This is a genomic window from Neobittarella massiliensis (ex Bilen et al. 2018), from assembly GCF_014269355.1.
GTDB classification, from domain to species: Bacteria; Bacillota; Clostridia; order Oscillospirales; family Ruminococcaceae; genus Neobittarella; species Neobittarella massiliensis.
Map to the genome: position 1 here is coordinate 1118668 of NZ_JACOGI010000001.1, position 24589 is coordinate 1143256.

The window sequence follows — 24589 nt, forward strand, 5'->3', positions numbered from 1 at the left end:
CTCCCCGTTTGGAGACCGCCGTACCTCACCACTCGTCGCTCTCTACTTTTTGGGTGATGTACTGCTCGACTTGCTCCAGCGGTATATGCAGTGCGATTGCCAGCTGGCCGTGCAGATAGCTCTTGGCCCGCTGACTGTAAGCCTCTTCGTAGGGCTGGGCACAGTGGTCTTTGCCCCGCAGATAAGCGGTCTTGATGACCCGGACCCACTCCAGCTCATCGAAAGCATCCATGGCCTGCTGGTAAAATTCGCGCCGTACCTTGTTGCTGGGGGCCTGTATCGTGCGCACTGAACCGATGCGCTCCACCGCCTCTTGCAGTACGGCATCAGGAGCCATCGCCCGGGCGATCTCGCTGTTTGACACAGACGCGCGCTGCTGGCTGTGGCAGGCTTTGAGCTCTGATCTTTGCCCGCTGCGGCCAGTGACCTGCCAGACGCCGTCACGATCCCGCAGCAGCACATAACTGCCGTCGGCAAAGATATGTTCGCTCACTGTATCTTGTCCTCTACCTCGATCTGCTCGACGATGAGCGGCAGCACCTGCTGGGGTTTGATCTTGAGCACGTGGGCGAACTCCTCGTACAGCATGCGCTCGGCCTCTTTCATGAAGTGCTCGTCGGAGGCGTGCAGCTTGCGGCCCTTTTGCTGCTGCAGCTGCTGGTGGGTATACAGCGTTTTGATGAGCTGTACCAGCTGCACCCGGTCGCCGCCGGCCAGAATGGTACGGTAGGCCTCGCGCCGCTGATTTTCGTCCTCGATCCAGATATTCTCTTTGTCGGGCATAGAGCGTATGAGCGCGTAGATCTCTTCTGCCGAGAGGATACGCCGCATTTTATCGCACAATTTTTGGTTGGCCGCCGGCACGAAGATCGTAGATTTCTCGTCGTAGACCGGCCGCAGTACATAGTATTCCTCTTTGTTGCCGCACAGATCCATCACGCTGATCTCGGCGATGCGGCACACGCCTTGGGCGCCATATAACACCGTATCGTTTTGCTGAAACATTTACCCCTCAGTCCTCTCTGAACGCCCGGCAGAACAGAGCACTGTTCTGCTACAAAAAAACGCACAGCCCACTGGCAAGACCGGCACTCGCGCCGTCTTATCAGCAAACCGCACATTGTGTGTAGCTATATTATAACATTTTGACGCGGGAATTGTCATAGGCATTTTCCCCAAACATAAGCTATGAAGCAGGTTTATCCGCCCTAAAAGCGCTTGTCCGGCCGGTTTTGGGGGACACTTTTGCCGCCGGGGCCAAAAAAGCTATTTTTTAGAGGGAGCAGGCAAACGGTAGACAGGGAATATATAAAGATAAAAAAGCACCTGTCGTAACCGACAAGTGCTTTTTTTGGAGCGGGTTACGAGGCTCGAACTCGCTACCTCCACCTTGGCAAGGTGGCGCTCTACCAGATGAGCTAAACCCGCATATTGGAGGCGCCACCCAGAATTGAACTGGGGATAAAGGTTTTGCAGACCTCTGCCTTACCGCTTGGCTATGGCGCCTTATACACCGATCGAACGACCGGTTTACAATGAGACAAGTGCTTTGCACCCGTTTTACTGGAGCGGGTTACGAGGCTCGAACTCGCTACCTCCACCTTGGCAAGGTGGCGCTCTACCAGATGAGCTAAACCCGCACAATAAAACTCTGGTGCCTCCGGACGGAATCGAACCATCGACACGAGGATTTTCAGTCCTCTGCTCTACCGACTGAGCTACAGAGGCATAATTGGCGACCCGAAAGGGGCTCGAACCCTCGACCTCTAGCGTGACAGGCTAGCGTTCTAACCAACTGAACTATCGGGCCACAAATGGTGGGAACAACAGGGCTCGAACCTGTGACCCCCTGCTTGTAAGGCAGATGCTCTCCCAGCTGAGCTATGCTCCCGTTGTGTCGCTTTGTCTCCCCAGCGACGAGATTTATTGTACTATACCGGTGGTAGAAAGTCAACACTTTTTTTACATTTTCTTTCTGTAATTCCACCAGCTATTTCCTGTTATTTGATGATACCGCACGAGGAAGCCAAAAACCACTGGCCGGCCGATATTAAAAATATGCGGCGAATCTGCCGCCAGGCGCAAGACCGGCCGATTTTTGCCTACACTATATATGTGGGGCGCAACGGCCACCTTTTTAAAGCGGCAATATTATTTTACCGAAAGGCGGCGATCGTATGCAAGACAAAAATATCCTCTCGGACCTGCCCATGGGATTTGGGATGGCTCTGGCACAAAATGTACCCGCTATGGAGCACTTTTCTGCCCTGCCGGCAGCAGCGCAACAGCGGATCATCGACGGCACCCATCAGGTGACCTCGAAAAAAGAGATGGCACGCTATGTACAGCAGCTGGCCGACGGCGAGACCGGCCGGTAGGCGCAAAAAAGAGCGGTCGTTCGCGCAGTGGAAAGATAGGTGCGGGCCGCTCTTTTTACATAACATCTGCCGCCGTCACCCACCGCTCTGGTTGCCGCCGACAGCCGGCTGCTGCCAAAAAGCCTGTACGGCGCCGGATATGGCCTCTACTGAATCGGTGCGGGCAAAACCCTGCCAGTGGGCCGGAAAGAGCATCTGGTAACGGGGCGACAAAAAGCGGTCGTCGATGAGCAGCACCACTCCGCGGTCGCGCTCGTCGCGAATGACCCGACCGGCGGCTTGCAGCACCTTGTTCATGCCCGGAAACTGATAGGCAAAAGCGAAGCCCTGACGGTTTTTTTGATCGTAGTAGTCGCGCATGGCGTCGAGCTCCGTGCTCAGCTGGGGCAGGCCCACCCCCACGATCACAGTGCCGATGAGCCGATCGCCCACCAGGTCGATCCCCTCCCCGAACACGCCCCCCAGCACACAAAAACCGACCAGCGTGTCGCCGCCGCTGTCGAAGCGCCGCAAGAACGCTGTTCGGGCCTCCTCATCCATGCCCGGCTGCTGGCACAGCTGCGGGATATGGGGGTACTGGGCGCCAAACAGGTTGCTGACCTGCTGCAGATAGCTGTAGGAGGGGAAATAGGCCATATAATGCCCCGGCCGGCCCTCGGCCACGGCGGCGATACAGTCGGCCACGGCCGGGGCGCTCTGTTGGCGATGCTGGTAGCGGGTACTGAGGGCCCCGTTTACCAGCAGACACAGATTTTTGCGGGGAAACGGCGATGGCAGCTGGTATTTTTTGGATTGCTCATCGGCGCCCAGCACCTGGGCGTAAAAGCTGAGCGGTGAGAAAGTGGCCGAAAAGAGCACCGCCGCCCGCCCCTTTTTCATGGCCTGCTGCAATAAGTGGGCGGGATCGAGACACAGCTGCTGTACCACCACTTCACTGCCGAAGGCGCGCACCAGCAGGATGTAGCGCTCGTCGAACAGTGAGGCGGTGCGCAGGTAGTCCTCGATGGCGAAGTACTGCTCGAGTACCGGCTGCTCGAGCGCGTGGCCGCGGTGCTCCTCGAGCCACTGGGCACAGGACGCCGAGCAGCCCTGCAAAAGAGATATGAGCTCCTCATCCTGCCTTTTTTGGGTGTAACCTCCCCCCTGCTCCTGGCACTGCTTGCGCCGTGCCACCAGCGCTGTATTGACTTTACCCAGTGCGCGAAACAGCTGCCGCTGCTCTTTGCCCAGCTGACGGCGCAGCTGCAGCAGATCGGATTTGCGCAGGCGGGCGGAGTACATCTCCCGCGCGCGGTCGGGCAGGTTGTGGGCCTCGTCGATCAAAAAGACATAGGGGCCGCCATCGTCGGCAAAAAAGCGCTTGAGAGCTACAGTGGGATCGAACAGGTAGTTGTAGTCGCCTATGATGCAGTCGCACCAGAGAGAGCAGTCGAGCCCCAGCTCGAAGGGGCACACCCGGTTTTGGCGGGCGGCATCTTCCAGCACCTGGCGGGTGATGTGGTCGTGCTGCTGGAGCAGCTGGTACAGCGCGTCGCCGGCGCGGTCGTAGTGACCGTCGGCATAGGGGCAGTGGTCGGGGTCGCAGTGGCGCTCCTCTAAAAAGCAGATCTTGTCTTTGGCGGTGAGCGCCACCGTTTTGGCCCGCAGGCCGCCGGCGGCCATGTGCTCAACAGCTTGTAAGGCGGCCCCGGCGGTGGTATTTTTGGCGGTGAGATAAAAGATCTTCTCGCATAGTCCCTCCCCCAGCGACTTAAAGGCGGGAAACAGCGTGGAGGCCGTTTTGCCGATGCCGGTGGGGGCCTGGCAGTACAGGCGACTGCCGGCCTGTACCGTGCGGTACACCGCCACGGCCAGCTGCCGCTGCCCGGGCCGGTAATTGGCAAAGGGAAAAGACAGATCGCGGATAGATTGATCGCGCAGCGCCGACCAGTCGAGCTGAAATTGGGCCCAGACCCGGTATTTTTCGAGCAGGCCGACAAAGTACTCCTCCAGCTGCAGGGCGGTGTAGGTGCGCTGAAAGCGGCGGACCTGCCGGGTGTCGATCTGGTAGTAGGTGAGCTGTACCCCCATGCCCGGCAACTCGTTTTTCCGGCAGTAGATATGGGCGTAGCACATGGCCTGCGCCCAGTGCATGGGATCAAAATCCTCGTGCAGCAGCTCAAAGCTGACCGCGGTGGTCTTGATCTCGTCCACTGTAAACTGGCCGTCTTGCTCGAATATACCGTCAGCACGGCCCTCGACGGTGAACAGAAACCCGCCGTGGGAGGCGTCGATGCGCAGCGCCACCTCGGCCTGATAGTCATCGCCGGCTTGCCGCTGTAAGCGGCGGTGGATGCGCGACCCCTCGGCCGCCCGGTCGGGGCCGGTATAGCGGCTGTCGATACTGCCGCACTGCGCGGTCATGGCCACCAGCTTTTTGACCGGCAATTTGATCTGGCGCAGTGCTGGCACGGCAGTTCCCCCCTCTATCGGTAGTGCTGTAGTGTTGTGTGCGCCCATATAGGGCGACACAAAAATTTAACGGACTTTTCACCTGCCGCTCAAATACTCGACACCCGCTGTTCAGCATCGGCCACTATACTCGATCTCATCACAGGTGGCGGGAGGTGCGGTACGGATGCGGGCGGAAAAGCGGATGCTGACCTGGTTTATTCTATCGATCCTGGTGCTGGGTATGCTGTACTGGCTCTCTTTTGCTCTGGCGCCGACCGGCGCCCGGGCAGCAGAGATACCCGCCGACGACCAGCGGCCCACCGCCGGCTGCAGCAGCTACCAGCGCGGCTCATAGACCGTGCTCTTTTTCTGTTCTCCCCTTTTTGGCCGCCACACAGAGACTTGGCCGACAGGCGCCCACGGCCCGGCTAGAACAGCCTGGGGCGGGGCGCCTGTTTGTTTTTATTGGGAATGGCAGTTTAGAGCAGCGCGGGGTCGTACTGGGCGCGGCTGCCGCCTACGAACTTGAGCCGGGTGCGGGCGCAGACCAGATTGGCCCGGCCGATCTGCCGCACAGAGAGCCGCACCGGCACAGCTACCGGCCGCAGATGCATGCCGATAAGCGTGTCGCCGATATCTATGCCCGCGTGGGCCTGTATCCGCTCTACGGCTACCGGGTCGGCAAAAGCTTTATAGGCGGCGGTGGCAAAGGAGCCGCCGGCCTTGGGCTGGGGCACGGCGTTTACCTGCGGCAGACCATAAGCCTCGGCGGCGGCGCGCTCGACGATGAGCGCGCGGTTGAGATGCTCACAGCACTGGGCCGCCAGATAGATGCCGTTTTCTTTTAGCGTTGGGTAGAGGCCGCTGAAAATGGCCTGGGCGATATCGGTGCTGGAGTGGGAGCCGATCTGCTGGCCCGCCACCTCGCTGGAGGAACAGCCCACCACCAGTATTTGGCCGGGCTGCAGCTTAGCCACCTGTAAGAGCTGGCTGACCGCGTGCAGGGCCTGCTGTGTGATTTCTTGATACATGCCGATCACCTCGTAGGATAAAGATCATCTGTAAGCGCCGGTAAGAAACCGGCTTTTTTAACAGTATACCACGCTGGACCGAGTGGCGAAAGGGGCGAGCGGTTGCAAAACCGCCCGTATTTGCGTATGATAGGCGTTGGCGGCAGGGCTGCCAAAAGACTATGTAAGACGGGATGTGGTACTGTGACCGCACAGAGAAAGCGACAGCTGTTTTGGACGGTGCTGACTGCCGGTTATCTGCTGTTTATCTTTTGTAATTCGCTGCAGACGGCGCAGGTATCGGGACAGCGCAGTTTGGGTGTGGTGGCCCATATCAACCGGCTGCTGGAGAACTGGTCGATCCCGCTGGCGGTGACCGACCACCTGGTGCGAAAGAGCGCCCATTTTGCCGAGTATGCGCTGTATGGGCTGCTGCTGACGGTGACGCTGGGGCAGTATACCAGGCGCCTGTGGCCCCACCTGTTCACCATATTTTTTTGCGGGCTGGCCGGGGCGCTGTGCGATGAGACGATCCAGCTTTTTGTGCCCGGGCGCAGCGGACAGGTGAGCGATGTGCTGCTGGATTTTGCCGGCGTGCTGGCCGGTATTCTGCTGTGTTTGCTGTGCCGCACCGCGTACCGGCGCCGCGACAAAAAGCCAAATAGCAGGACATGACACATGATAAAGAGCCGGACTGCGGTGGCGGGAAGCCACCCGGTCCGGCTCTTTTTTACGATACGGGGCCCGGTGCGCTCGTATTCGGCTCATCTTCCTCGTAACCGCCGGGCATTCGGCCGGCCTGGGAGGCCGGCAGCTTGGGGATGAGATCCCCCTGCCGGTAGGCGGTGAGCAGCAGTGACAGATCGTACAGCTGATCGCTGACCCGGCTGCCCTTATCGGTGTCCTGCACCATGAGGCGGGCGACCTCGGTCTCGAACACCTGGGAGCGGGAGAGGATGTCCTCGTTCTCGTCGATGGCGCGCTCGGTGTCGGCAAAAGGCTGATGGGACATGATGCGCATGCCGTGCGAGTTATAGATGAGCGTGTAGCCGGCGATGCCGGTGGTGGGCTGATAGGCCCGGCAGAAGCCGCCGTCGATGACGATGAGCCGCCCGCCGCCCTTGATGGGGCTCTCTCCCCTTTGGGCCCGCACCGGCACATGGCCGTTGATGATGTGGCTGTGGCTGCCGCGCAGACCAAACTCCTGCAGGATCATCTTGCAGGTCTTTTCGCTGTTGTAGAAGGTATAATAGGGGTTTTTGCGCTCCTCCCAGGTATTTTCGTCGGCGATGTACATGCGCTCGAAGGTGGTCATCTTTTCGCGGCCGAAGAGCGGCGAGTACCGGCCGCACCACAGGTACCACATAAAGTCGCGGGCAAAGACTTTTTTAGAGCCGTGCAGGTGGCCGAAATAGGCCTTTCTGGCCATGCTGTCGGCATAGTCCATATACGCCTTGCCCCGCAGCGATCTGCCGCCCATCTGCACGGTGAGCAGCTGGCCGCCCTCATCGAGCAGCACGCAGCCGTGATAGAGCAGGTTGTGGTTGTAGCAGCGGTACATGGCCCCGCGGGCGTACAAAAACTGCACATGCCGGTGCAGCTGGCGGCTCTCTTTAAAGGCGGCTTTCAGCTCGGCGAGCACCTGAGTCTCTTCGGGCGACAGCGCATAGGGATCGGCCGGGTCTACAGTGGGAAAATCGGGATCTTTGAGTGTGTAGCGCCGACCGGAGAGCGCTACCGTTTGCCGCTGTGCATCTATTTTATCGAGCAGCAGCCGGTCGGACATGGCAAAGTCGGGGTTGCGCAGGATCACCTGACCCTCTAATTTTAAGAGCATGACGGTGATGGCCCGGTGGGCGGCTCTTTCGGCGCTGGGCGCGTTTTGATAGGTGCGGGCGGCAAATAGGGTGAGCGGGCGCAGACTGATGCCGTAACCGTTTTCCAGCGTGCTGAGATTGCCGTAGGCCAAGCTGTTGCGCACGGCGGTGGCGATACAGGCCTCGCTGCCACAGGCGGCGCCCATCCAAAGGATATCGTGATTGCCCCACTCGATATCTACGTTGTGGTGCTCCATGAGCATGTCCATGATGCTGTCGGCGCGGGGACCGCGATCGTAGATGTCGCCCACGATGTGCAGGCAGTCGACCGCCAGCTGTTTGATGAGCGCAGCCATGGCGCAGACGAAAGGCTCGGCGTTGTCGATGCTGATGATGGTATCGACGATCTTTTGATGGTAGTACAGCTGGTTGTCGTCCTCGTCGGGCTGGGCGTGCAGCAGCTCGTCGATAATATAGCTGTACTCGGGCGGCAGGGCCTGCCGCACCTTTTGCCGGGTGTATTTGGAGGAGAGCAGCTTGCACAGCGCGATGAGCTGGGCGAAGGTCTGGCGGTACCAGTCATCCATATCCGGCTGCTCGCGCTTGACCCGCTTGAGCTTTTCGCGGGGGTAGTAGATGAGCGTGCACAGCTCGCTGCACTGTTCTTTGCTGAGCGTATCGCCAAAGAGCAGCTGCACCTTTTCTCTGATCACGCCGGAGCAGTTGTTGAGGATGTGATAAAAGGCCTCGTACTCGCCGTGCAGGTCGCTCATAAAATGCTCGGTCGCCTTTGGCAGGTTCTGCACCGCCTGCAGATCGATGATCTGGGTGCAGACCGACTGTATGGTGGGATAACTGCGCGCCAGCAGCTCTAAATATCGCAGCTGAGCGGATGTGAACACATAGGGCTTTTTGGGCATGGGTGCTCTCCTATTTCTTTTCGATCAGGTGGACGGCAAAACCGCCGATATCCAGGTCTGTGTAAACCAGATAGAGCCGTCCGCTCTCGCCGTAGCGGGCGTTAGACAGGTCAAAAGTTACCCCTTTGGCGGTCAGCTCGGCCATGGCTGCCGAAATATCGGCCACGGCGATGCCGATATGGCCGTTTTGACCGCGGCCGTCTTGGTGCATGATCTCGATCTGGTCGCCGGCAAAATGCGAGACGGGCAGCCGGCACGGCGCAAAGCCAAACAGAGTCTTGAACACGCCGGCCATCTGCTCTGCCTTTTGGCTGCTGCCGGCGTTGATCCCGATATGATCTACTCGGTACTCCACGGTATATAGCCTCCCTTTGTAAAACCGGCGACTGAGTATTTCAGCGGCCGGGCAGTCATCTTTACCCAGTATACCACAGATTGCCCGGTAGTATGAACGGCAGTTGGCAGCAGCTAGCAGCAGTGGACGACCGTGGCGTTGCCATTATAAAACTCAGCTTGTATACAGGGTCCAAGCGGTGCGAAATTCCGCGTTTTCACTTTTGCAACCACTCCTGCTCCACTGCTGTCAGCTGGTCCCAGCGCTGGCGACAGACGGCATCAAATCCACCCCAGGAGCCGCCGTGCAGTACCGCCTGCTCCATATCCAAAAGAGCCTGTTTCATGGGTAAACCACCGGCGTAGCCGCGCAGATCGCCGGCTGTGCCCACCAGCCGGTGGCAGGGAACGATGAGCGAGACGGGATTTTGGCCGTTGGCCGCGCCCACCGCCCGGGGCGACCTACTGCCGATCATCTGGGCCACCTGCGCATAGGTATACCGCCTGCCGTAGGGGATGGCTGCCACCGTTTGCCAGACCTTTTTTTGAAAGTGGGTGCCCTCTAACAGGATGGGGACCGAAAAGTTGTAACGGCGGCCGGCCAGATAATCGGCCACCTGCTCTACCGCCTGCTGTATCAGCGGCGTACAGGCCGGCTGAGCGCCGTTAAAGCAGGTATTGGGACGCAGATAGAGCCCGCAGATGGCCCCGTCTTTTTCTAAAAACCACAGCGGACCGGCGACGCTGCGGTATCGATAGATGTACACGATGACTTTCTCTCCCCTCTTTAAAGCGCTGCAAAATACCGCGTGCCGCTTGGGACGGCGCAGACAGTGGCATCAGCTGAATTTGAGCGGACTTTGGCGGGCCGCCTTTTGACATGAAAAAAGCACGGTGCAAAACTGCACCGTGCTTTTACCTGGAGCGGGTTACGAGGCTCGAACTCGCTACCTCCACCTTGGCAAGGTGGCGCTCTACCAGATGAGCTAAACCCGCATCCTGGTGCCTCCGGACGGAATCGAACCATCGACACGAGGATTTTCAGTCCTCTGCTCTACCGACTGAGCTACAGAGGCGTAATTGGCGACCCGAAAGGGGCTCGAACCCTCGACCTCTAGCGTGACAGGCTAGCGTTCTAACCAACTGAACTATCGGGCCACATCTTCGCCCTGGGCGCCCCGCGACTGCGTTCTTCCCAGCGACGAATGTTATTATACAATACTCGTTTTTGCTTGTCAACACTGTTTTTGCAGTTTTTCGATTTCTTTTGCGGTAAATCGATATTTCTTGTCGCAGAAGTGACAGGCCACCTCGGTATCTTCACCTTTGGCGGCCATATCTGCCAGCTCGTCGCGGCCCAGGCTGATGAGCATCTGCTCCACCCGCGAGCGGCTGCAGTTACAGCGGTAATCGACTGGGAACTCGTCCAGGATATTGGGGGCAAACCCAGCCAGCACGCGGTCGATGATCTGTTCGAGCGCGAGGCCGCTGTCTAACATGTTGGTCATGGAGGGCAGGCCTTTGATATTCTCCTCCAGGCGGGAGATCTCGTCCTCGGTGGCGCCGGGCAACAGCTGTACCAAAAAGCCGCCGGCTACCTTGACGGTGAGATTGGGATTGACCAGCACCCCCAGCGCGCAGACGGTGGGTATCTGCTCGCTGGCGGCAAAGTAGGCGGTGATATCCTCGGCCACCTCGCCGGACACCAGCGGCACACTGCCCACGTAGGGGTCTTTCATGCCCACGTCTTTGATGACGTGCAGCAGGCCGTTTTGGCCCACGGCACCGCCTACATCCAGCTTGCCGTAGCGGTTGAGCGGCAGCTCTACCACCGGGTTTTGCACATAGCCGCGCACGCTGCCCCGGTCGTCGGACACGGCAATCACCGAGCCAGCCGGGCCGTCGCCTTTGAGGCGCAGCGTGAGGCTGGACTCCTCCCCCTTTAAAGAGCAGCCCATCATTGAGGCGGCGGTGAGCAGGCGGCCCAAGGCCGCAGTGACTACCGCCGAGGTCTTATGTATCTGCTCGGCCCTGGCGGCGATATCGGTGGTGTCGGCGGCGGTGATGACCACGCCCCCATTTTCGCTGATGGCACGCAAGATCCTGCCCATCGTCATCTCTCCTTACTGGCAATATATACGGCCCGCTGGCTGTCTTTTTGCAGCGGCTGGTCGCGGTACCCGCCACACACCTGCAAGACGCGCATACCGGCGGCGGCCAGAGCGCTCTCGAGCTGCTGGGGGGTGAAGTAGTACTGGGTGAACGACTCGTCATAGCGGGCAAACGACCCGCCCTGGCGGTCGAAAAAAGTGAGGTCTACATCGGTGGTGTTGTCCTCGGGGTAAAAGGTGTTCTGCCAGCCGCAGTAGGTGTCGCCCAGATCGTAGATATAGGCGTTGTCGCCCAGCACCTGGCTGTGCTTATAGTAGGTGTTGCAGTCGAACAAAAAGACGCCGCCGGGCTCTAAAAACAGGCCGATACGGGCAAAAGCCTGCCGCAGCGACTGCTCGCCGGTGAGGTGATTGACCGTATCGAGGGTGCAGATCGCGGCGCGCACGGTGCCGTAGAGGTCGAGCTCCTCCAGCGGCTGGTTCAAAAGGAGCAGCTGCACCCCGGCCTGCTGGGCGCGCTCACGGGCCTTTTGCAGCATCTCGGGCGAGATATCGGTGCCGATGACATCGAAGCCCATTTGGGCGCACAAAACAGACAGGCCGCCTGTTCCGCAGCCTGCATCCAGCAGTATCCCGCCTGAGATACCGTTTTGTTTGAGTTTTTCTGCGATGAAAGCCGCCATGGACGCCCGGTCGACATCGTCGGTAAAGGCGTCGTAAAAGGCGGCAAAATTGCCGTAATAACTCATTTTAAAAGCCCTAATCCTGTGCGTTCTCCTGCTCGCGGTCGAGCAGTTTGTCGTACCCGCCGCAGCCGTAGAGCAGCGAGCGGTTGACCCGGCTGATGGTGGCCGTAGAGGCACCTGTCTCTTTGACGATCTCGGAATAGACCTTTTTGGCCCGCAGCATTCTGGCTACGTGAAAGCGCTGCGCGATGGCCTTGAGCTCCTGGATCGTGCACAGGTCGTCGAAAAAGTCGTAGCAGTCGTCGATGTTGTCGATGGACACGATGGCCGTAAACAGGTCCTCGAAAGTATCTCTGGATAAGTTGCTGTTCAAAACCCGCTACCTCCCCAATTTTCTTCTTTAGAAAAGGCCGGTACAGCACACAGGGGGCCGCCGGGCCATGCCCGGCAGTCCCCTGCCGCCATACAGGCAGTTCACATATTTAAAGTTTAACACCTTAAACCGTGAAAGTAAAGCCTTTTCACAAAATTTGTCGGGGCGCTGCCGCTCAGTCCAGATCGTTTTGCAGCAGGTCCTCCAGCGACTCGCGCCGCACGGCCACCCGGCTCTGGCCGTCTTTTACGAACACCACCGCCGGGCGCGGGATGCGGTTGTAGTTGGATGCCATAGAGTAGTTATAGGCGCCGGTGGCCAGCACCGCCAAGACATCGCCGGGCTGGACCGGCTGTATCTGGGTGTTTTCCTGAATGAGGTCTCCGCTCTCGCAGCACTTGCCGGCCACCGTTACCGTCTCGGTGCGGGGCTGGGCGGCTTTGCCTGCGGCCAGCACATCGTAGCTGGCCTGATACAGGGCATAACGGGGGTTATCGGTCATGCCGCCGTCGACCGAGACATAGGTACGCACCCCTTCGATGTGCTTGACCGAGCCCACAGTGTACAGCGTGATGCCCGCCGGGCCGGCGATGCTGCGGCCGGGCTCGATGACCACGAACGGCGTATCGATCCCCAGCTGCGCACAGCGCGCGGCGATGACGGACGACACCCGCCGCATGTACTCGTCGTAGCTGGAGGGGTGGTCGGCGCTGGTGTACTGGATGCCAAAGCCGCCGCCGAGATCCAGTATCTCGATCTCGGCGCCCAGTTCGCTGCCGATCTTGGCAATGAAGTCGAGCATTACCTGGGCGGCCAGCTCGAAGGGGGCGATATCGAAGATCTGGGAGCCGATGTGGCAGTGCAGACCCACCAGCCGTACCCCGGGCATAGCCAGCGCCTCGCGCACCGCCTCTTCGGCCTCACCGTTTTCCAGCGCCAGGCCAAACTTGGAATCGATCTGGCCGGTGCGGATGAAGTCGTGAGTGTGGGCGTCGATGCCGGGCTTGATGCGAAACAGGATATCCTGTACCTTGCCCGCTGCCTGGGCCATCGTGCCCAGCAGCCGCAGCTCATCTAGATTGTCGACTACGATGTAGCCCACGCCGTTCTCCAGCGCCTGGCGCAGCTCTACCGGGGTCTTGTTGTTGCCGTGGAAAAACACCCGCTGCATGGGAAAGCCGGCCTGCAGCGCCGTGTACAACTCGCCGGCCGAGACCACATCCAGCCCCAGCCCCTCCTGCGCGGCGATCTTACACACCGCTTTGCAGCAGAAAGCCTTGCTGGCGTAAGTGACCAGCCCCCGGCCGCCGTAGTACTTGTCGATAGAACCCTTGAAGGCCCGGCAGTTCTCGCGCAGCAGGTCCTCGTCCATCACGTACAGGGGGGTGCCGTACTGCTCGGCCAGCTGTAGGCTGTCGATGCCGCCGATGGTCAGGTGGCCCAGTTCGTTGGTGTTGAGATTTTTAGCTATGTACATGGTGTATATTCCTCCCTCTGGGGCGTCGTGAGTGAACATGCGGCAGCAGCCGGCAGTCTATTCCTCAGCGTCGATGAACACATCCTCGATGATCTCGCGCAGCGTCTCGATGCCGACACCGGTCTGGGCCGAGGTCGGCACCAGCGTGACCTGGTCGCCGCAGGGTATCTCGCCGGCCAGTTCTTCCAACCGCTTCGCCTGCTGGTTTTTGGTGAGCTTGTCGCTCTTGGTCAGGGCGATGAGGAACGGGTAGCCGCCGTCGATGAGGAAATTGATCATATTCAGGTCATCCGCCGAAGGGGGGTGGCGCATATCCACCAGCTGGATCACCAGGCGGATGTCGCGCTGGGAGTGGAAATAGTGCTCCATCAGCTGGGCCCAGCGCTGCTTTTCAGTTTTGGCCACCTTGGCGTAGCCGTAACCCGGCAGGTCTACAAAGTAGCCCGGGGCGGCGGTATAGAAGTTGATGGTAGCTGTTTTGCCCGGCATAGACGAGACCCTCGCCAGGTTTTTGCGCCCCGCGATCTTGTTGAGCAGTGAGGATTTGCCCACGTTGGAGCGGCCGGAGAACACGATCTCGGGCGTGCTCTCGCCGGGCAGCTGGCTGGACACGCCAAAAGAGGTATAAAATTCGATCTGCTGAAAATTCATGATATCTCCCCTGCCGGTCACCGGCAAGATAAATGTGAACAAACTGTAAAAACAGCCTGTTTTGCCCTTGTTTGGCGCCGTTTGACCCGATAGATCACACCCGCACCCGACGGCCTTTTTCGCGCGGCGGCTGCTGTTGGGGCACCGCCGGCAGATCCTGGTGCCGGGCCTCTTTTTTTGTGGGGCGCACAAGCGCCAGCTGCAGCACCTCGGACAGTTTTTGTACCGGGATGAATTGCAGATGGTCTTTGACCTCCTGGTCTACATCCTCTAGATCGGGCAGGTTTTTTTGGGGGATGAGCACCGTGGTATAGCCGTTTTTGTAGGCGGCCATACTCTTTTCTTTGAGGCCGCCGATGGGCAGCACGTCGCCGTGCAGGGTGATCTCGCCGGTCATGGCGACGTCGCCGCGCACCGGCAGCTCGGTCAGAGCCGAGACCAGAGCGGTAGTCATGGTGACGCCGGCGGAGGGGCCGTCTTTGGGCACGGCGCCCTCGGGGGCGTGGATGTGGATGTCTTTGGTCTTGTAGAAATTGCCGGGTATCTCGTAGATATCGGCGATGGAGCGCACATAGCTCACCGCCAGCTGGGCCGACTCCTGCATCACTTCGCCCAATTTGCCGGTAAACTGTGTTTTCCCGCTGCCCTCGAGCACGATGACCTCGATGGGCAGGGTGTCGCCGCCCACCGAAGTCCAGGCCAAACCGGTGACCTGACCCACCCGGTTCTCGTGCCGGTCGTCGTCTTTTTCGAATTTGCGGCGGCCCAGCGTATGGGCCAGATTTTTGGCCGTCAGCGAGATCTTTTCGCTCTCGCCCGAGACGATGGCTTTGGCCGCTTTGCGGCAGCAGGAAGCGATCTGGCGCTCCAGGCTGCGCACACCGGCCTCGCGGGTGTAGCCGTCGATCATCTCGAAGATGGCGTCTTTGGAAAAGCGCAGCTGCGCGGCGGTGAGCCCGTGGGCGGCCAGCTGTTTGGGCACCAGGTGGCGCTTGGCGATGTTAAATTTCTCGACATCGGTATAGCCGTCGAGCTCGATGATCTCCATGCGGTCGTAGAGCGGGCCGGGTATCTGCGAGGCGTCGTTGGCGGAGGTGATGAACAGCACGTTGGACAGGTCGTACTCCACCTCGATATAGTGGTCGCGGAAGGTGGAGTTCTGGGCCTTATCGAGCACTTCCAGCAGCGCCGAGGAGGGATCTCCCTTGTAGTCGCCGCCCAGCTTATCTACCTCGTCGAGGAGGATGAGCGGGTTTTGGCTGCCGGCATCGGCCATGGCGCGGATGATGCGGCCGGGCATGGCTCCGATATAGGTCTTGCGGTGGCCGCGGATCTCGGCCTCGTCCTTTACGCCGCCCAACGAGATGCGCACGTAATTGCGACCCATCGCCTCGGCCACGCTTTTGGCGATGGAGGTCTTGCCCACGCCCGGAGGGCCTACCAAGCAGAGGATCTGACCGGTGGAACTGGGCGCTATTTTGGATACGGCGATGAACTCCAGGATGCGCTCTTTGACCTTTTGCAGTCCGTAGTGATCGCGCTCTAAAATGCGCTTGGCGCTGGAAATGGAGTAGTTTTGCTTGGTGTAGGTGTTCCAGGGAAGCTCGAGGCAAGTCTCGAGATAGGTCTGCAACAAATTGGCCTCCTGCGAGCTGGGGGGCATTTTAGAGAGGCGGTGCAGGTTCTTCATCAAATGGTCGGTGGTGTCTTGCGGGACCTGCAGCGAGAGGATCTTGGCCTCCATCTCGTCGAGCTCGTCGGCGGTGTCGTCGTCCTCCCCCAGCTCGCTCTGGATGATGCGCATCTGCTCGCGCAGCACGAAGTCGCGCTGGTTCTGCTCGAGCTGCACCTTCACCTTGTCGTAGATCTCGCGCTCGATCTGCAGCACGTTGATCTCGCGCTCCAGCGCCACCATCAGCCGGTCGAGCTGTTTGATGACGGTGGGCTGCTCCAATATCTCCTGTTTGACTTCGTAGGGGAGCACCGTATTGGCGCAGACGAACTCCACCAGCCGGGCCGGCTCCTGCTCGGCCAGCACGCCCAGCAGGATATCTTTGGGTGCCTGCTTGTTGCCCGAGAGCGAATAGGTCTCGAACAGCTGCTTGACTGTGCGCATTTTGGCCAGCAGACTGTCGGTGGTGCGGCGGGGCAGCGGCAGATCGATGCGCTCGGTGACGGCGGTGAGCATGTCGCCGCCGGTATGCATCTCGATCGTTTTGGCCCGATAGAGACCTTTGGCCAGCACTTTGATGCCGTCGCCAGGCATTTTTAAGATCTGCTTGACCTTGGCCACGGTGCCGATAGCATACAGATCGTCGGCCACCGGATCATCGACCCGGATATCTTTTTGGGCCACCACATACAGGTTACAGCCGTTTTCCAGCGCGTACTCCACGGCGTGGACCGAGATCTCGCGCCCCACGTCAAAGTGCATCACATCGCCGGGAAACAGCACCAGGCCACGCAGAGCCAGCGCCGGTATGCTCTCCTGCCCGTCGAATAAATGAAAATCGCTCAAAATGTCACCTCTCGTAAATCTATCTTTAATCCTAAAAAAACGGAAAACTCTCGTCACTGCGTCAGGTATCCCGACCGCCGCAACCGCTGCAAACGAGACGGCGATAAATCGGGTGCGGCGGCGGAGCTGCTCAGGGCAGCAGATGCCTATTCAAGTTAACATTATACCGGCAGCCGACCCTTTTTTCAAGCAAAACCGACTATTTTAGTAGGCTATCACAAAAATATGTTCTCCTGCCGCCGCTGCGCCGTCACTGCCGGCAACAGATAAAAACAGCACCGGGGCGCGAAAACACTGTCACGCCTCGGTGCTGTTTATACCGAGCGCCCGGGCCAAAATGCCGAGCGCTGTTTAGCTGTTTATCTGTGTGCCACTGCCCTGCCCAGGGGCGGCGATACCGCCGTGACACCGCTGACCGCACTATTTTCGGGCGCGCGGGCGGCGATGTGAAATCTGCGGGAGACGGGCTTTGCGCCGGGTCAGCTGCGGACCGGCTTGATGGCTGAAGTGCCCACGGTGCTGGCAAAGCGGGGCGGCTTTTTCTTCTCGTCCAGCGTCAGTACCGGGGTAGCTTTACCCAGCACGCAGTCTTTGTTGACCAGCACTTTGACCACCGTATCCTGGGAGGGGATCTCGAACATGATATCGGTGAGCAGGTCCTCCATAATGGAGCGCAGGCCGCGGGCGCCGGTCTTGCGCTCGATGCTCTTTTGGGCGATGGCCCGCAGCGCCCCAACGGTGAACTGCAGCTCGACCCCGTCGAGATAGAGCAGCCGCTGATACTGTTTGACGATGGAGTTTTTGGGCTCGGTGAGGATGCGGATAAGCGCGTCCTCATCCAGCTCCTGCAGCGAGGTGATGACCGGCAGACGGCCCACCAGCTCGGGGATGATGCCGAACTTGACCAGGTCGTGCGGCACCACTTCGGCCAGCAGATTTTTCTCGCGCAGCTCTTTTTTGCTCATGACGTTGGCGCCGAAACCGATGGCCGAAGAGGCCACCCGTTTCTCGATGATCTTGTCGATGCCCTCGAAAGCGCCGCCGCAGATAAAGAGGATGTTGGAGGTGTCGATCTGGATAAACTCCTGCTGGGGATGCTTGCGGCCGCCCTGGGGCGGCACGTTGGCCACCGTTCCCTCGACCATCTTGAGCAGCGCCTGCTGCACCCCTTCACCGCTGACATCGCGGGTGATGGAGGGGTTTTCAGACTTGCGGGTGATCTTGTCGAGCTCGTCTAAGTAGATGATGCCGTGCTCGGCCCGGTGCACGTCGAAGTCGGCGGCCTGGATGAGCTTGAGCAGGATGTTCTCTACGTCTTCGCCCACATAGCCGGCCTCGGTGAGGGTGGTAGCGTCGGCGATGGCAAACGGCACATTGAGGATGCGGGCCAGCGTTTGCGCCAGCAGCGTTTTGCCCACGCCGGTGGGGCCCAGCAGCAGGATATTGGATTTTTGCAGCTCTACATCGCTGTCGTCGCTCTGGGAGAGCAGGCGCTTGTAGTGGTTATACACCGCCACCGAGAGAGTTTTTTTGGCGTCGTCCTGACCCACTACATAGGCGTCGAGCGTCTCTTTGATCTGTTTGGGGGTGAGGATGTTGATGTCCTCCAGACTGCCTGTGCTGCTGGCGGGCGCATACTCCTCCTCATCTAAAAACGACTGGCAGAGCGATACACATTCGTCACAGATATACACGCCCGGCCCGGTGATGAGCTTGCTGACCTCGTTTGCGGATTTGCCGCAGAACGAGCAGTACAGCGTGTTGGGATTGTCGTTATTTGGCATAGTTCACCTGTCCTTATTTTTGCCTTGTCAGAACCTTGTCTACCAGGCCGTAAGCCACTGCCTCTTCGGCAGACAGGAAGTGGTCGCGCTCGGTATCGGCCTGGATGGTGGCCAGGTCTTTGCCGGTGTTGGCGGCCAGGATCTCGTTTAAGTGTTTTTTCATGCGCAGGATGCGCTCGGCCTGGATCTGGATATCGGTGGCCTGACCCTGAGAGCCGCCCGAGGGCTGGTGGATCATGATCTCGGCGTTGGGCAGGGCAAAGCGCTTGCCCTTGGCGCCGCTGGAGAGCAGGAACGCGCCCATAGAGGCGGCCATGCCCACACAGATGGTGGACACGTCGCACTTGACATACTGCATGGTGTCGTAGATGGCCATGCCGGCGGTGATGGAACCGCCGGGGCTGTTGATGTAAAAGGCGATATCCTTATCGGGGTCCTGCCCCTCTAAGTACAGCAGCTGGGCGACCACCAGGCTGGCGGTGGCGTCGTTGACCTCGTCGGACAGCATGATGATGCGGTCGTTTAAGAGGCGGGAAAAAATGTCGTAGGAGCGCTCGCCCCTGCTGGTCTGTTCTACTACCATTGGTACTAAACTCATGATAACACTCCATTTCTGCCGTGATCTCGCGGCGTGTGCCGCAAACTGTTTTTTGCACACCCCATATCCTGCCACAGGACAGGCGCCTATTTTGTCGTAAAAATGCGGGCTTTGTCCCCCCAGATAAACAAAGGGCAGGCAGGGGTACCCCTGCGCTGCCGCTTAGTCTATGTACGAGCAACTCGCCATAGCGAACCGCCGGTAGCGCAACTGTCGCTTTGTTTGGCCCGCTGTACTATATACGATGTACGATATATGTTGGCCGCGCCAGGCTTAGGCCTCCTCGGAGGTCTCGTCGGCTTTGGGCTCTTCGTCTTTTTTGGCAGCCTTTTTTGCCGCCGGTTTTTTGGCCGGCGCCTTTTTCTTGGCGGCAGCTTTCTTCTCCTCGATCTCGGCGTTCTCGCGGATGAAATCAATGGCCTTATTTACAGCCAGATCCTCTTTCACGCTGTCGGCGGAGATGAGCTCTTTGACCTTGTCGGCTTCCATGCCGTACTGCTCGGCCATCTTCTTGTACTCGGCCTCGACGGTCTCGTCGTCGACCTGGATGTTCTCGAGCTCGACGATCTTCTCGAGGGCCAGACGGATCTTCACCTGTTTCTGGGCCTGCTCTCTAAAGGTCTTTCTGAAGGAGGCCAGCTCCATGCCGGTGTATTTGAGGTACATATCCAGGTTCATGCCCTGAGCCTGCAGGCGATACTCGAAGTCGCGGACCATCTCGTCGATGCGGTTTTCGAACATGCAGTCGGGGATCTCACCCTCTAAATGCTCGATGACGGCCTCGACCAGCGCGTTCTCTACCTCGGTCTCGCTGGCTTTGTCAAGCGACTCCTGCAGTTTTTTCTTCACGTCTTTTTTCAGCTCGTCGAGGGTGTCGAACTCGCTGACGTCTTTGGCGAACTCATCGTCGAGTTCCGGCAGCTCTTTGGCCTTGATCTCGTGCAGTTTGACTTTGAACACGGCCTCTTTGCCAGCCAGCTCTTCGGCGTGGTACTCGGCGGGGAAAGTGACGTTCACATCGAACTCGTCGCCGGTGTTGTGGCCGACGACCTGCTCCTCAAAACCGGGGATGAACTGACCCGAACCCAGCACCAGCTCGTGGCCCTCGCCTTTGCCGCCGGCAAAAGCAGTGCCGTCGACAAAGCCCTCGAAATCGATGACGGCGGTGTCGCCGTCGGCGGCGGCGCGGTCGTCGACGGTGATGATGCGGGCGTTTCTCTCCTGCATGCGCTCCAGCTCGGACTTGACCTGGGCGGCAGTAGCAGTGTTGACGGTCTTGGTGGCTTTTATGCCTTTATAGTCGGTCACGTTGACCTGGGGCTTTACGAACAGGACGGCTTTGAACACGAGCCCATCTTGCTTGCTGGCCGACACCACGTCGACCTCGGGGGCGCTGACCGGCTCTAAGTCGGCTTCCTTCACAGCTTCCATATAGGCCTCGGGCATCACGTCGTTGATGGCGTCGTCGAAGAACAGGCCCTCGCCGTACATCTTCTCGACGATGGAGCGGGGGGCTTTCCCTTTGCGGAAACCGGGGACGCTGATCTTTTTCGCGTTTTTGCGGTAGGCCTTGTCTACTGCGGCGCCGAACACGTCGGCGGCTACCGAGATCTCCAACTCATATTTATTGGTCTCGACCTGGTTAGAACTGTTAAGGCTCATAGTTTTACTTCCTCCTGTACATTACACAATGATCTTTCTGATTATATCACGTTGTTTTTCCAAATTGCAACTGATTGCCGCACTTTTATAGACCAAATGCCCCAAAAAGCGGGCATTTTTTGAAATTTGTCACAAAAAGGCACAGCTACTCCTGCACCAGCACCGGGCAAAACCCGACCCCGTCGCAGGAGACCAGCTGAAAATCAATGCCGTCGTACACCCCGTTAAAGGCGTACTGTATGCCCTTAGAGTGGATGTGCCCGTAGTAGCATCGCTTTACGCCGTACTGCCGCAACAGATCCACCGTCTCCTGCGACAGAAAGTCGCGGTACAGGGGCGGGTAGTGCAAAAAGGCGATGATCTCGTGGCCGGGCACGGCGCTCTGCAGCGAGAGGTTCAGCCGGCCGATCTCGCGGTTGCGGATCTTGGCGTCGTTTTCGCTCTGATCCTCGAAAAACCAGCTGCGGCTGCCGCAGATGTTGACCCCCTCCACCAAAAAGCTGTTGTTGCTGAGGATGGAGATGCTGTCGAGGCCGTGCTCGGCCAGAAAGTTGTCCATCTTGTTTTTGGTGGTCCACCAGTAGTCGTGATTGCCCTTGAGCAGTATTTTTTTGCCGGGCAGCTGGTGGATGAAGGTGAAGTCGGCCAGCGAGGCGGGCAGGCCCATGGCCCAGGAAATATCGCCCGGCACCACCACCGTGTCGCCGTCTCTCACCAGCCGGCGCCAGTTGTCTTCGAGTTTTTGCAGGTACCCATCCCAGCCGGGAAAGATATCCATGGGCTTATCGGTCCCCAGCGAGAGGTGTAGGTCCCCTATCGTGTAGATACTCAAAAAAGTGTCTCCTGTCTCATTGGTATCGGGTAGTTTTGGGCTGTTTGGCCGCCGGCGCTCACACGCCCAGCGCCGCGCGCACCGCCGCCAGCATATCAGCGGGGGCACAGACGGTGGTAAAGCGGTCTTTTTTGCCCTGCAGCGCCGCCAGCGGGGCGGGCACCGGCACGCCGGAGACCGCCTGCAGCGCGTCGAGCACGGCAAAATCGTCATCGGGGCAGCGCTCGCCCAGCGCCGCCAGCACGCTGCCGGCAAACTTGTAGGGGCTGGCGGTGGACACCACCACCGTAGGGGTGGTGTCGCCGGTGTCGCGGCAGTAGTCGCGGTACACCTTTACCGCCACGGCGGTGTGGGTGTCGCACAGATAACCGTAGCGCTCGAACACCGCGCGGATGGTATCGGCGGTCTCGTCGTCGGTGGCGCAGCCGGCGGCAAACTGCGCGCGCAGGCGCTCGAGCAGCGCCCCGTCTACAGTAAAGGTGCCATCTTTGGCCAGCTGACCGTAGAGCCGGCGCACCAGTGCATCGTCACCGCCGCTCAGCAGGTAGATGAGCCGCTCGAGATTGGAGGAGATGAGGATATCCATCGACGGCGAGATGGTGGTGTAAAACGGGCGGTTGCGGTCGTACCGGCCGGTCTGCAAGAACTCGGTGAGCACGCAGTTTTGGTTGGAGGCGCAAATCAGCTTGCCCACCGGCAGGCCCATCTCCCCCGCCAGATAGGCAGCCAGGATGTTGCCGAAGTTGCCGGTGGGGACCACGAAGTTGACCGGCTGGCCCATCTGCACCCGGCCCTGCTCGACCTGCTGCAGGTAGGCGTACACGTAGTACACGACCTGGGGCAGCAGGCGGCCCCAGTTGATGGAGTTGGCGCTGGAAAAGCGCTTGCCCGCATCGAGGAAGGCCTGGGTGGCGGCGGGATCGGTAAAGATGGCCTTTACACCGGTCTGGCAGTCGTCGAAATTGCCTTTTACCCCGAACACCTGGACGTTTTGACCCTCCTGGGTCATCATCTGCCGCTTTTGCATATGGCTGACCCCTTCTTCGGGGTAGAACACGGCGATCTGGGTGCCGGGCACATCTTTAAAGCCCTCCAGCGCCGCCTTGCCGGTGTCGCCGGAGGTGGCCACTAAAATGACGATCTCTTTGCCGTCGCCGACTTTTTTGTTGGAGGCGCTCATCAGCACCGGCAGCATCTGCAGCGCCATATCTTTAAAGGCGCAGGTGGGGCCGTGCCACAGCTCCAGCATCGACATCTCCTCCCCCAGCGCAGACATGGGGGCCGCCCCTTCGGGGAACGAGAGATCGTCGTAGGCGGCGGCCACACAGTCGGCCACCTCAGCGGCGGTAAAATCGGTCAGGTACAGGCCCATCACCGCCCGGGCCACGGTGCGGTAGTCGGCCCCGCGCAGCTGCTCCAGCAGATCGCCCAGCGCCGGTATCTGCCGGGGGATGAAAAGGCCCCCCTCGCTGGATATGCCCTGCAAGATGACTTCCGCCGCGCTCTTGTGGTAGGCGCGGTCTCTTGTGCTGCAATATTCCATACTCTCAAACGCTCCCTGTTTTTATCATTCATTTTTAAGTGCGCGTCAGGCCGGGCGCCCATCTCGGGCTCTGCCAAAACGCATTTTTACATATTTTTCTATCGGCGCCAGCGGGCCCACTGCCTTTTTATACCGACTTATGCGCCAGCGCCTGCCGCACAAAAAAGTGGACGGCGTTGTTGTAAAAGATGTCCCACACCAGGCTCTGCTTGTAACCGTGGGCCAGCATAGCTTCGTAGAGCTGAGGCAGGGCCGCCGCTGTTTTGAGATCCTCGGGCATGTAGGCGCCGTCGAAATCGGACCCCAGAGCGATGACATGCTCGCCCCCCAGCTGGAGAAAATGGTCGATGTGGCAGAGGATATCCTGGATGGTAGCCGGGCCGCTGTCGCGCAAAAAGGCCTGGTTGTAGTTGATGCCCACCAGACCGTGGCTGTCGCGTATGACGCCGAACTGGTCGTCGGTCAGGTTGCGGGGGTGACCGCACAGCGCCTTGGCGCAGGAGTGGCTGGCCACAAAGGGGCGGGTGGCAGTTTTGGCCACATCGTAAAAGCCGGACTCGCTCAGGTGCGAGACATCGACGACGATGCCCAGCCGCTCCAGCTCGCGCACCGCCGCAAATCCCAGCGGCTTGAGGCCCTTATCCTCCTCGATGCCGTAACCCAGCTCGTTCTCGCCGTTCCAGGTGAGCGTGAGCATGCGCACGCCATCACGGGCCAGCGCCTCGCAATTTTTTAAGTTGCCCGCCAGCACGGCCCCGCCCTCGACAGTGAGGATGGGCAGCACCGATGGGCCCTGGCCGGACTGCAGCTGCTGGCGCAGCTCTTGCGGGCGGCGGGCAAAAGACAGGCCCGACTGCTCTTTTATGTAGGCCAGCACATTTTTATAATAGGTGTAGGCGGCGGCGCCCCGCAGCCCATCGGGGATAAAAATGGCAAAGCACTGCACCCACTGCTCGAAAAGCGATGCCTGTTCCAGCGATATCTCGAACCCGTTTTGCACAAACGGCGCCCGCTCGTCGTAGCACTTGGTGGCGGTGTCGCAGTGCAGATCGAACACTTTCATCTATACACGCTCCCCTCTCTGGGGCACAGCGGCCCCACGGTCATGTATATGCATTGGGCAGATGCTCTACCCGGGTGACCTCGAACTGCTCGTTGAGCCAGACCTCGATCACATCAAAGCGCAGCTGTACATCTTTTAGGCCTGCCGCCTGCAGATACACCCGGGTGGCCAGCTTAATGCGCTCTACCTTTTGGGCGGTCACCGCCTCGATGGGGCGCAGCATGGAGCCCTCCAGCCGCGCCTTGACCTCCACCACCGCCAGCAAATCATCCTGTTCCGACGGCGAGGCGACGATATCCAGCTCGCCGAAGCGGCAGCCGAAATTGGCCGCGCGCAGACTGTAACCCCTGTCGCGCAGAAAACGGGCGGCGTACACCTCGCCCAGAATGCCCGACATGGG

23 protein-coding genes and 9 tRNA genes are annotated in these 24589 nt (G+C 59.6%); 3 read left to right on the plus strand and 29 right to left on the minus strand.

Features of this window, described 5'->3' with window-relative positions:
* Positions 1-25 precede the first annotated feature (25 nt).
* The 8 genes from H8K20_RS05155 to H8K20_RS05190 form a co-directional block, all read right to left on the minus strand.
* Positions 26-493 carry a hypothetical protein gene (locus H8K20_RS05155; RefSeq protein WP_186487683.1) on the minus strand — a complete coding sequence of 156 codons (468 nt, stop codon included), beginning with the start codon at positions 491-493 and terminating at the stop codon, positions 26-28.
* On the minus strand, positions 490-1005 hold the full coding sequence (locus H8K20_RS05160; RefSeq protein WP_105204031.1) for a CarD family transcriptional regulator: 516 nt from the start codon (positions 1003-1005) through the stop codon (positions 490-492). Before H8K20_RS05160 ends, H8K20_RS05155 begins: the two co-directional genes overlap by 4 nt.
* 347 nt (positions 1006-1352) lie before the next feature.
* A tRNA-Gly gene (locus H8K20_RS05165) sits at positions 1353-1428 on the minus strand.
* A 4-nt stretch (positions 1429-1432) separates the two neighbouring features.
* Positions 1433-1506, minus strand: a tRNA-Cys gene (locus H8K20_RS05170).
* Between the two features lie 58 nt (positions 1507-1564).
* A tRNA-Gly gene (locus tag H8K20_RS05175) sits at positions 1565-1640 on the minus strand.
* A 12-nt stretch (positions 1641-1652) separates the two neighbouring features.
* Positions 1653-1728, minus strand: a tRNA-Phe gene (locus H8K20_RS05180).
* Between the two features lie 5 nt (positions 1729-1733).
* Positions 1734-1810: transfer RNA gene (locus H8K20_RS05185), tRNA-Asp, on the minus strand.
* Positions 1811-1815: 5 nt separating this feature from the next.
* A tRNA-Val gene (locus H8K20_RS05190) sits at positions 1816-1891 on the minus strand.
* 286 nt (positions 1892-2177) lie between these two features.
* Between H8K20_RS05190 and H8K20_RS05195 the strand changes: the two genes are divergently transcribed.
* Positions 2178-2378: a hypothetical protein gene (locus H8K20_RS05195; RefSeq protein WP_154865445.1), complete on the plus strand. Its 201-nt coding sequence runs from the start codon at positions 2178-2180 to the stop codon at positions 2376-2378.
* A gap of 75 nt (positions 2379-2453) precedes the next feature.
* Here H8K20_RS05195 and H8K20_RS05200 read toward each other — a convergent pair whose 3' ends face one another.
* The gene (locus tag H8K20_RS05200; protein WP_186487684.1) at positions 2454-4829 is read right to left on the minus strand and encodes a helicase C-terminal domain-containing protein; all 2376 of its coding nucleotides are present in this window, start codon (positions 4827-4829) and stop codon (positions 2454-2456) included.
* A 166-nt stretch (positions 4830-4995) separates the two neighbouring features.
* On the opposite strand from H8K20_RS05200, the gene H8K20_RS05205 reads away from it, so the two are divergent.
* Positions 4996-5166, plus strand: a complete 171-nt coding sequence (locus H8K20_RS05205) for a hypothetical protein (protein WP_164998134.1) — start codon at positions 4996-4998, stop codon at positions 5164-5166.
* 124 nt (positions 5167-5290) lie between these two features.
* Here the strand turns inward: H8K20_RS05205 and H8K20_RS05210 are convergent, their stop codons facing one another.
* The gene (locus H8K20_RS05210) at positions 5291-5842 is read right to left on the minus strand and encodes a TIGR01440 family protein (RefSeq protein ID WP_105204034.1); all 552 of its coding nucleotides are present in this window, start codon (positions 5840-5842) and stop codon (positions 5291-5293) included.
* 183 nt (positions 5843-6025) lie between these two features.
* Here H8K20_RS05210 and H8K20_RS05215 point away from each other — a divergent pair, with 183 nt between their 5' ends.
* Positions 6026-6496, plus strand: coding sequence for a VanZ family protein (locus H8K20_RS05215; protein WP_186487685.1), 471 nt, complete (start codon positions 6026-6028; stop codon positions 6494-6496).
* Positions 6497-6551: 55 nt separating this feature from the next.
* Here the strand turns inward: H8K20_RS05215 and H8K20_RS05220 are convergent, their stop codons facing one another.
* From H8K20_RS05220 to H8K20_RS05310, 19 genes are all read right to left on the minus strand, one after another.
* A complete protein-coding gene (locus H8K20_RS05220) occupies positions 6552-8558 on the minus strand; it encodes a fructose-1,6-bisphosphatase (protein WP_186487686.1) in 2007 nt (668 codons plus the stop codon).
* Positions 8559-8568: 10 nt separating this feature from the next.
* Positions 8569-8913, minus strand: a complete 345-nt coding sequence (locus H8K20_RS05225; protein WP_186487687.1) for a VOC family protein — start codon at positions 8911-8913, stop codon at positions 8569-8571.
* Between the two features lie 196 nt (positions 8914-9109).
* Positions 9110-9658, minus strand: a complete 549-nt coding sequence (locus H8K20_RS14190; RefSeq protein ID WP_186487688.1) for a methylated-DNA--[protein]-cysteine S-methyltransferase — start codon at positions 9656-9658, stop codon at positions 9110-9112.
* Positions 9659-9811: 153 nt separating this feature from the next.
* Positions 9812-9887: transfer RNA gene (locus H8K20_RS05235), tRNA-Gly, on the minus strand.
* 4 nt (positions 9888-9891) lie between these two features.
* Positions 9892-9967: transfer RNA gene (locus H8K20_RS05240), tRNA-Phe, on the minus strand.
* A 5-nt stretch (positions 9968-9972) separates the two neighbouring features.
* Positions 9973-10049 (minus strand) — tRNA-Asp (locus H8K20_RS05245).
* Positions 10050-10126: 77 nt separating this feature from the next.
* Complete coding sequence (hslO, locus tag H8K20_RS05250) at positions 10127-11002, minus strand: Hsp33 family molecular chaperone HslO (protein WP_186487689.1); 876 nt, start codon at positions 11000-11002, stop codon at positions 10127-10129.
* A gap of 2 nt (positions 11003-11004) precedes the next feature.
* Positions 11005-11751 (minus strand): class I SAM-dependent methyltransferase, encoded by a 747-nt coding sequence (locus H8K20_RS05255; protein WP_186487690.1) that lies wholly within the window; start codon positions 11749-11751, stop codon positions 11005-11007.
* Between the two features lie 10 nt (positions 11752-11761).
* Entirely contained in the window at positions 11762-12061 is a 300-nt protein-coding gene (locus tag H8K20_RS05260) for a YerC/YecD family TrpR-related protein (protein ID WP_105204048.1), read from the minus strand.
* Positions 12062-12236: 175 nt separating this feature from the next.
* Positions 12237-13538, minus strand: a complete 1302-nt coding sequence (lysA, locus tag H8K20_RS05265; RefSeq protein WP_105204050.1) for a diaminopimelate decarboxylase — start codon at positions 13536-13538, stop codon at positions 12237-12239.
* A gap of 57 nt (positions 13539-13595) precedes the next feature.
* Entirely contained in the window at positions 13596-14189 is a 594-nt protein-coding gene (yihA, locus tag H8K20_RS05270) for a ribosome biogenesis GTP-binding protein YihA/YsxC (RefSeq protein ID WP_105204052.1), read from the minus strand.
* Positions 14190-14283: 94 nt separating this feature from the next.
* Positions 14284-16707: an endopeptidase La gene (gene lon, locus H8K20_RS05275; RefSeq protein ID WP_207721461.1), complete on the minus strand. Its 2424-nt coding sequence runs from the start codon at positions 16705-16707 to the stop codon at positions 14284-14286.
* A 479-nt stretch (positions 16708-17186) separates the two neighbouring features.
* Positions 17187-18491 (minus strand): ATP-dependent Clp protease ATP-binding subunit ClpX, encoded by a 1305-nt coding sequence (gene clpX / locus H8K20_RS05280; protein WP_105204054.1) that lies wholly within the window; start codon positions 18489-18491, stop codon positions 17187-17189.
* A gap of 13 nt (positions 18492-18504) precedes the next feature.
* The gene (clpP, locus tag H8K20_RS05285) at positions 18505-19089 is read right to left on the minus strand and encodes an ATP-dependent Clp endopeptidase proteolytic subunit ClpP (RefSeq protein WP_105204056.1); all 585 of its coding nucleotides are present in this window, start codon (positions 19087-19089) and stop codon (positions 18505-18507) included.
* A 273-nt stretch (positions 19090-19362) separates the two neighbouring features.
* Positions 19363-20751: a trigger factor gene (gene tig, locus H8K20_RS05290; protein WP_154865435.1), complete on the minus strand. Its 1389-nt coding sequence runs from the start codon at positions 20749-20751 to the stop codon at positions 19363-19365.
* 145 nt (positions 20752-20896) lie between these two features.
* On the minus strand, positions 20897-21583 hold the full coding sequence (locus H8K20_RS05295) for a metallophosphoesterase (RefSeq protein ID WP_105204060.1): 687 nt from the start codon (positions 21581-21583) through the stop codon (positions 20897-20899).
* A gap of 58 nt (positions 21584-21641) precedes the next feature.
* Positions 21642-23126: a threonine synthase gene (gene thrC / locus H8K20_RS05300; RefSeq protein ID WP_186487691.1), complete on the minus strand. Its 1485-nt coding sequence runs from the start codon at positions 23124-23126 to the stop codon at positions 21642-21644.
* A gap of 127 nt (positions 23127-23253) precedes the next feature.
* On the minus strand, positions 23254-24189 hold the full coding sequence (locus H8K20_RS05305) for a dipeptidase (protein WP_105204064.1): 936 nt from the start codon (positions 24187-24189) through the stop codon (positions 23254-23256).
* 40 nt (positions 24190-24229) lie between these two features.
* Positions 24230-24586, minus strand: a complete 357-nt coding sequence (locus H8K20_RS05310; RefSeq protein WP_243206338.1) for a YraN family protein — start codon at positions 24584-24586, stop codon at positions 24230-24232.
* Positions 24587-24589: the final 3 nt, after the last annotated feature.